Raw genomic sequence first — 6,336 nt, 5'->3', positions numbered from 1 at the left:
TAGGGAAATACCGATTAGACTTGTTAATTATTAGAATAAATATTATGTATTAATTATGCCAATATTTGTAGTAGTATTGTATTATAATAAATATAGAGATGCCGTTTCATTAAAAGTTAAATGTTATAACTCTCAAGAATAATGATAGATTGCAAAAAGCCGTTAAAAGTTTAACATTTTATTGAGTGTATTTTACTGTAAAGCGTTTCTTAACTTGGGTTGATTTTTTATAAATGGATTTTCTTATGCGTGCAACGAAAAGTGATACTTCAGAAAATAGAAAAAGACATGGCGAGCATATTCTTATTAGCCTAACGTATATCGGCAAAAATATTGAATTAAAATCAGGGGTGGAGTTAACTCGCGCTCTTGAGCATTGGCGGAGATATTTTGATGAAACTGGTCTAGTTTCAGCACTGGTGATTAATGAAGGTTATTTTGTTCAAAACATACAAGGCTCAAGACCTGTTGTTAATGCTGCTCTAGCGAAAATATTCGATGAACATTCTAAGATTATGCCTAATATTGTCAAATTAGAAGAAATAGAAGCCTGTACATGGGATGGTTATCTAATCAAGCATTTGACGTCAAGTGCTGAAGATGAAGAGTACGCTCTAAAAAGCTTTTCAGCAGGTTCTGACTTTAATCCCTATCTAATGAAAAGCACTCAGATCGAAAACTTTTTAAAAGTGATTTTTGAAGACAGCTAATTGAAGTTGTGTCGAATAGATAGTATGTGTTTACTATGATATTTATCTATCATAGTTACGATAAAAAAATCCGCCTATATATTCACATAGACGGATTTTTATTTCTAGTATAAAATTTATCTTGCCTTTTTATTTTGGATGATTAAAAAAAAGATAAGGCACTGATAAATGATACAGTCTCTCCTAAATAAAAAAGATACAAATACACGCACTCGATACCGAGGTATATTTTTCTTGCTTACTGTGCCTATGCAGACAAGGGATAGGTCCTAGTGTTCTTTGTCCAGTTTTTTCAAGAATTGCTCAGCGTTCATGAGGTGCTCTGTTTGTTGTTCTTTGCCCATTTTGTCCCACATGGTGAGCAGCATACTTGTGCGTGGGTTCTTTGCAAAAAAATCACGATGTACGTGCATAAAGCGCCAAAACAGTCCATCCCACGTGGCGGCCCATTCAACAGGCTCGCCTTTAGATTTGACCTGATAATCACTCATCTTATTAATATAATTACTACCGCTGATATAAGGCTTGGTGGCCATCAGCCCTCCATCAGCGAACTGACTCATGCCATAAATATTTGGCACCATGACCCAGTCATAAGCATCAATAAATAGCTCCATAAACCATTGATAAACGTCATCAGGGTCAAACTCACAAAGCAGCATAAAGTTGCCAAAGACCATCAGACGCTCGATATGATGCGCGTAGCCACTGTTCAGTACTTTCTTGATGGTGGTGTCGATCGGCTCAATACTTGTATCGCCGGTATAAAAACTCGGTGGTATCTTGCGGGTAAAACCCCAAAAGTTACGGCTACGTTGTTTACGTCCGATAGACTCATACAACCCATACATAAACTCACGCCAGCCAATGATTTGACGAATAAAGCCTTCTAGTGAATTGATTGGAATGTCATATGCTTCGCTAATTTCAAGCGTACGTGTGACGACTTGCTCAGGTGTGAGCAGTCCAGTATTAAGCATCGGAGTTAGAACACTATGATGCAATATAGACTCATCGGCTACGATGGCATCTTCATATTGACCAAAGTCAGTAAAGCGTTTGGATAAAAAATCTTCCAACCAGTTTTTAGCCTCGTCATGAGTGGTCGGATAGCGAAAGTCAGGATTGGTATTACCGTAATGCGTGCTAAAGTTATTATCGACATAAGCGATTGCTTCACGGTAATGCACGCTTAATTCAGGAAACTCAAAAGCTGGCGGTATCTTTCTGCGCGGATATTTTTTGCGATTGTCCTCATCGAATGACCATTGTCCACCGATGGGTTTTTGATCGCCATCGATTAGGATATTTTCGCGTTTACGTGCTTCTATATAAAAGTCATGATGAAACAGACGGCTATTTTTAAAGAAATCGCAGTAGACGGGTAGCGGATTCAGAAACATCGGCGTGGGAGAGCAATCAAAATCAATATCTGCTTTTAGTATTGCTTTTTGAACACGCATGCGCAGCCAATCATCGACCAAGTCGAGCCAATATATTTTTTCGATAGCGCTCTCATTGTCAGGATGGTGTTTGTGACTATCGAAACTGGCAATCAGCTTACGGCAGTCGCTATATTCATCTCCAGATTCAATGTAATGTACGGTTTTTCCTGCATTAATCAATGTTTGCTCATAAGCCTTCATACTGGCGCGATGTAGTACCAGTTTTTGTTTGTGAAAAGGGTATTGAGTAAAATATAAATCCTCTTCAATGAGATAACACTCATCTTGCCAAAGTGAGGTGTTGGCAAATAGTTGATGAGGAAAAATTAAGCTGATTTTTTTATTCATGATACAAGCTTATTATTAACAAGATTATGTCATTGTAGATGAGTAAATACCCTGTTGTAAGGTAGAGCTGTGTTAATCATTCAGCCAACCTAAACACTCGTCACGTTCTGAAAGCCTCTTGGTAACTGACCACAATCACCCGTATAGTTGGCTACATCATTTGGCTTAAGTGTCATATGAAATCTGCTAGCAGTAATGATTAGACTGTCTTGCTCATTTATTGGTAAGAAGAAACATAATGTCTTCATTTCTCACCTTGGGAAACACTGACCTTATATTGGGTAAATCACATTCTATGTCAATCAATGGTGTGACTTAGTCGCTTTGACAAAGTCGCTCATATAAACGCTTATCTACTGCATCAGTAAACTCAAGAGGGCGAGTGGAGCGACCATCTACTCCCAACTCAAACATATCAAATATGTCAGCGAAAGACCCTGAAGGCTCTGTCTTTGCAAAGAGCCGCTGAGAATGAGTAGTAATGATCTGTTCTGTACAGTCGATAATATATGAAGCAGTTATGTAAGGCTCATAAAGCGTAATTGGATAATCAGAGAAATGACTGCGAGGCCAAGTACTAGTCTTCATGGGCACTTGATATTGCAAATCGTTCAAGAGATCAGCTTGATGAAAATCGACATAGATTTCAACAGGGTCAGTCGGATCATTTTCATTTACCAGTTGCCATTCAGCAAGGCTTGATTGTGAAAGTATCAATACAAACAATAGTGAAGCCGACTTTTTCATTACTTAGCAACCTCAACACTCGTCACATTCTGAAAGCCCCTTGGTAGCTGACCACCACGATTACCACGCACACCCGTATAGTTAGCCAAATCATTTGGCTTGAGTGTCACATGGCGTTTGCCAGCGGTAATGACTAGGCTGTCTTGCTGACTGAGTGGCGTGATAGCGATCACCTCTTCACCATCTTTTAACTTGATAAGTTTGTTCCCTTTGCCGCGAGCCTGCTCAGGCAAGTCATCAAGGGTGAATATCAGTAAATACCCTGCATTGGTCACAACGGCGACATGGTCAGGCGCTACCTTTGTATGGGTGCTTTCACCGTCAGCATTAGCAGTCGTTACCACCGGCGCATCGATACGGGCAGCAGGGAGTAAGCGGCTCTCAGCTGCGAGATTAATGATATTTTTCCCCGCTTTTTGATTGCTGTCTAGGTTGCCAAGCGTGTTGATAAAACCGTAACCTGCCGAGCTGGCCAAAATAATGCGTTGATTGTCAGCACCCGTTAGTAGCTGCTCAAAGCTAGCACCTGCTGGTGGCTTTAACACACTGGTCAGCGGATCGCCTTGACCACGAGCAGACGCCAAGTTATGCGCATCGATACTGTAGCTGCGTCCAGTGCTGTCGAGCACGTAGATTCTTTCATTAGATTTACCGCGCACATGCGCTTGATAGCTATCACCTGAGCGATAGCTCATGCCAGCAGCATCGACATCATGACCTTTAGCAGCGCGAATCCAACCCGCTTTTGACAAGATAGCAGTGACAGGCTCGCTCGGTACGAGATCAGATTCTTTTAATGCTTGAGCTTCTTCGCGTTCTGCCAATGGTGACACACGCTCATTACCGTGCTCTTTCATATCAGCGGTCAGCTCTTCGATCAGCAAGTTGGTCAAGCTGTCTGGATTGTCCAAATACTCTTGAATGATGGCGCGTTCAGCGGCTAGCTCATCTTGCTCACGGCGTAACTCGATTTCCTCTAACTTTGCCAACTGACGTAGACGAATATCCAATATGGCATTGGCTTGAATATCAGTCAGATCATAGTCCTGCATTAAGGTTGCTTTTGGATCGTCCTCTTCACGAATGATGCGAATGACTTCATCAATATTCAGATAAGCAATCAGTAAGCCTGCCAAAATATGTAAGCGTTTGTCGATTTTATCGAGGCGGTACTCCAAGCGGCGGGTGACCACTGAGCGGCGACACACTAGCCATTCTTCTAATATTTCTTTGAGGTTTTTAACTTGCGGTTTACCGTTTAAGCCAATCATGTTCATATTGACGCGGTAGTTGCTTTCTAGATCTGTACTGGCAAACAGATGACTCATAACACGATCGACATCGACCCGTGTTGATTTCAATTCAAGCACGATACGGCAAGCGTTTTCGTGATCTGACTCATCATGAATATCTGTGACCCAAGGTAGTTTTTTATCCATCATGAGCTTGGCGATTTGCTCTTGGATTTTGTTGCCCGATACTTGGTACGGCAGTGCATCGATAATGACGAGATTTTTTTCTTTAGGGTCAATATGGAAAGTCGCACGCATTTTATAGCTACCGCGACCGGTTTCATACATCGCTTGCAAGTCTTTTTTGTTGGTAATAATTTCCGCTGGTGTTGGCAAGTCTGGCGCTGGTATCGATTGGGTAAGCTGTTTAACCGATAGCTCGGGGTTTTTGAGCAAGCGAATTGCTGCACGCACCACTTCATTGAGGTTGTGCGGTGGAATATCGGTTGCCATACCGACCGCGATACCTGTTGTACCGTTTAGCAAGATGTTGGGCAGGCGGGCAGGTAGGGTGGTTGGCTCTTGCATCGTGCCATCAAAGTTATCCTGCCAATCGACCGTACCTTGCCCTAACTCTGCAAGTAAGGTATTGGCGTAAGCTGACATCTTGGCTTCGGTATAACGCATCGCGGCGAATGACTTTGGATCATCTGGGCTACCCCAGTTGCCTTGACCCGTGATAAGCGGATAGCGATAGCTGAACGGCTGTGCCATCAGTACCATCGCCTCATAACACGCACTGTCACCGTGCGGATGGTATTTACCCAATACGTCACCGACCGTACGTGCGGACTTTTTGGCCTTGGCGGTGGCTTTCAAGCCCAACTCGCTCATGGCATAGACGATGCGGCGTTGAACAGGTTTTAGACCATCAGCGATATTTGGCAGCGCCCGATCCATGATGACGTACATGGCGTAGTTGAGATAGGCTTGCTCAGTGAACTCTGCGACTGAGCGAGTATCCATCGGTTCATTGGAAATGGTTGGGGCAATCGTATTATCAATAACATCAGACATAACGTAGGATTCACTTATCAGTTTTAATAGGTATAGATAATGGGTTCAAGCGTACAAATAGGATAGTGCTATCGTAAAGGAAATTGGCAGAATTAAAAAGGTATAAGTCAGAATAGACGACAGTTCATGACGTGCTTTATTAAGTTTCTCTATCGTGCTTTGTTTGGTAGCTTTTACAAAATAGCTGAAGTATAGTTAACTCAACTTTTGACTATTAATTTTTTTAAAACCCATTGTCTATCTATTATACGGAGTAGTTGCTATGTCATCTTTGTCATCTGTCTGTTTTTCGCGCGCGCATAAATATCATCCAGCCAAACACACACTGTTATTGGCTATTGTCGCCAGTGTGGGGTTGACGGCTTGTAGCTCACAGCAAGCAAGTAAGCCGGTGGTAGAACCATCAACAAGTACCGTAATGAAAAAACCACGCCGCCCTGATACCTTACCAAATACACCGTCAGTCTCTGACAGGAACAGCGTTGATTCCTTTAAGGTGGTGAGGGAGTCGGCATCACCGCTACCTTCTTCAGACATACAAGCTCCAATACCAGCGCCTATAGTCAGACCTGAACCTATCAGCATCACACCAGAAGCCGGTGATAATTATCAAAAAAACGAAGCCAATCCTGTACATCGCACGATGGATATAGCGGTGTCAACTTTGTCTATCGATACTGATACAGGTAGCTATGCCAATGTACGTCGCTATCTAAATGAGGGTCAATTGCCACCTGTCGGTGCCGTGCGCGTAGAGGAGCTGATCAACTATTTTAA

Annotated in this window: 6 protein-coding genes; 2 read left to right on the top strand and 4 right to left on the bottom strand. The window is 42.4% G+C overall.

Annotated elements, in window-relative coordinates; genetic code table 11:
* The first annotated feature begins 245 nt into the window (after positions 1 to 245).
* Positions 246 to 710: a hypothetical protein gene (locus tag ACT3RN_RS14005; protein WP_192521041.1), complete on the top strand. Its 465-nt coding sequence runs from the start codon at positions 246 to 248 to the stop codon at positions 708 to 710.
* A 269-nt stretch (positions 711 to 979) separates the two neighbouring features.
* Here the strand turns inward: ACT3RN_RS14005 and ACT3RN_RS14000 are convergent, their stop codons facing one another.
* The 4 genes from ACT3RN_RS14000 to parC all read right to left on the bottom strand — a co-directional run bounded on the left by ACT3RN_RS14000 (position 980) and on the right by parC (position 5,559).
* Positions 980 to 2,503 (bottom strand): cryptochrome/photolyase family protein, encoded by a 1,524-nt coding sequence (locus ACT3RN_RS14000; RefSeq protein ID WP_192520592.1) that lies wholly within the window; start codon positions 2,501 to 2,503, stop codon positions 980 to 982.
* 89 nt (positions 2,504 to 2,592) lie between these two features.
* The gene (locus tag ACT3RN_RS13995) at positions 2,593 to 2,751 is read right to left on the bottom strand and encodes a hypothetical protein (RefSeq protein WP_192520591.1); all 159 of its coding nucleotides are present in this window, start codon (positions 2,749 to 2,751) and stop codon (positions 2,593 to 2,595) included.
* A gap of 67 nt (positions 2,752 to 2,818) precedes the next feature.
* On the bottom strand, positions 2,819 to 3,250 hold the full coding sequence (locus ACT3RN_RS13990; RefSeq protein WP_192520590.1) for a hypothetical protein: 432 nt from the start codon (positions 3,248 to 3,250) through the stop codon (positions 2,819 to 2,821).
* Positions 3,250 to 5,559, bottom strand: coding sequence for a DNA topoisomerase IV subunit A (parC, locus tag ACT3RN_RS13985; protein WP_192520589.1), 2,310 nt, complete (start codon positions 5,557 to 5,559; stop codon positions 3,250 to 3,252). Before parC ends, ACT3RN_RS13990 begins: the two co-directional genes overlap by 1 nt.
* 262 nt (positions 5,560 to 5,821) lie before the next feature.
* Between parC and ACT3RN_RS13980 the strand changes: the two genes are divergently transcribed.
* The coding region (locus ACT3RN_RS13980; RefSeq protein ID WP_444518729.1) for a VWA domain-containing protein at positions 5,822 to 6,336 on the top strand (515 nt) is incomplete at its 3' end.

It is taken from the genome of Psychrobacter sp. AOP5-GZ1-6 (assembly GCF_052376345.1).
Taxonomy (GTDB): domain Bacteria; phylum Pseudomonadota; class Gammaproteobacteria; order Pseudomonadales; family Moraxellaceae; genus Psychrobacter.
The sequence above is the reverse complement of the archived record's forward strand: the minus strand, read 5'-3'. Positions and strand labels throughout refer to the sequence as shown.